At 68.4% G+C, this 1,671-nt stretch carries 2 protein-coding genes and 1 pseudogene; all 3 read left to right on the forward strand.

The window, feature by feature from the left end:
- Positions 1 to 876: amidohydrolase family protein (locus VGD44_RS13730; protein WP_331087947.1), on the forward strand; the 876-nt coding region annotated here is incomplete at its 5' end.
- Entirely contained in the window at positions 873 to 1,259 is a 387-nt protein-coding gene (ligA, locus tag VGD44_RS13735) for a protocatechuate 4,5-dioxygenase subunit alpha (protein ID WP_331087949.1), read from the forward strand. The genes VGD44_RS13730 and ligA, both read left to right, overlap by 4 nt.
- Positions 1,259 to 1,671, forward strand: a pseudogene (locus VGD44_RS13740) (protocatechuate 3,4-dioxygenase); the annotation flags it as partial. The gene ligA and the pseudogene VGD44_RS13740, both read left to right, overlap by 1 nt.

A 1,671-nucleotide genomic window follows, 5' to 3' on the forward strand; every position in this document is an offset into this window, starting at 1 on the left:
TGGCGGGTCTGGCACCCCTCGCCGGCGAAGCCCAGCTTCCAGGTCCCGCCGGGCGCGGTGGACGCCCACTGCCACGTCTTCGGGCCGGGCGACGTCTTTCCCTACGCGCCGGGGCGCAAGTACACGCCCTGCGACGGCGGCAAGGACCAGCTCTGGGCGCTGCGCGACCACCTGGGCTTCACCCGCAACGTCATCGTCCAGGCCACCTGCCACGGGGCCGACAACCGAGCCATGCTGGACGCCATCGCCCACTCGGACGGCCGGGCGCGCGGCGTGGCCACGGTGAAGCGGGATGTGAGCGCCGAGGAACTCCAGCGCCTGCACGACGGCGGCGTGCGCGGCGTGCGCTTCAACTTCGTCAAGCGCCTGGTGGACCGGCTGGACCCCGACGAACTCACCGAGATCGCGGCCAGGATCGCGCCGCTGGGCTGGCACATCGTGATCTATTTCGAGGCCGCGGAGCTGGAGGAGCTCTCCGACTTCTTCCTCGCCCTTCCGGCCCCGCTGGTCGTGGACCACATGGGCACGCCCGACGTCGTCCAGGGCGCCGACGGCCCGCTCTTTGACCGCTTCATGTCCTTCATGGCCGCCCGCGACGACATCTGGTGCAAGGTCACCTGCCCCGAGCGGCTGTCGAAGGAAGGCCCGCCCTTCTATGCCGACGTGATCCCGTTCGGCCGGCGAGTCGTCGAGGCGTTCCCCGACCGGGTGCTCTGGGGCACCGACTGGCCGCACCCCAACATGAAGACCCACACGCCCGACGAGGGCCAGCTGGTGGACTTTATCCCGCAGATCGCCGTCACGCCCGAGCAACAGCGCAAGCTGCTCGTCGACAACCCGATGCGCCTCTACTGGCCGAAGGAGGCGGGTCGATGACCGAGAAGCCCTACCACGACATCCCCGGCACGGTGCTGTTCGACGCCGAGCAGTCCCGCAAGGGCTTCCACCTCAACCAGTTCTGCATGTCGCTGATGAAGGCCGAGAACCGCGCCGCCTTCAAAGCCGACGAGCGCGCCTATCTCGATGGCTGGCCCATGACCGAGGCCCAGAAGCAGGCGGTGCTCAGCCGCGACTGGAACGGCATGATCGCGCTGGGCGGCAACATCTACTTCACCTCGAAGATCGCCGCGACCGACGGCCTCTCGTTCCGCCAGATCGCCGCCGTCATGAGCGGCGTCAGCGAGGAGACGTACGCCCAGATGATGCTCGACGGCGGCCGCTCGGTCGAAGGCAACCGGTCCAAGAAGGAGCAGCGCTAGTGGCCAGGATCACCGCCGGCGTCGCCACCAGCCACGTGCCGGCCATCGGCGCCGCGCTCGACAACGGCAAGGCCGGAGAGCCGTACTGGCAGCCGGTGTTCGCCGGCTACGAAGCCTCCAAGCGCTGGATCGCCGAGCAGAAGCCCGACGTCGTCATCCTGGTCTACAACGACCACGCCTCGGCCTTCTCGCTGGAGCTGATCCCCACCTTCGCCATCGGCTGCGCGGACGAGTTCCAGCCGGCCGACGAAGGCTGGGGGCCGCGTCCCGTGCCCATCGTGAAAGGCCATCCCGAACTGGCCTGGCATCTGGCCGAGACGCTGATCCTCGACGAGTTCGACATGACCATCGTCAACAAGATGGACGTCGACCACGGTCTTACGGTCCCGCTGTCGCTGATGTTCGGCCAGCC

It is taken from the genome of Phenylobacterium sp., assembly GCF_036402295.1.
Lineage (GTDB): Bacteria > Pseudomonadota > Alphaproteobacteria > Caulobacterales > Caulobacteraceae > Phenylobacterium.

Bases quoted from the DNA above. Each gene is read 5' to 3' on its own strand.
- ligA (WP_331087949.1), top strand. From the start codon at position 873: ATGACCGAGAAGCCCTACCACGACATCCCCGGCACGGTGCTGTTCGAC.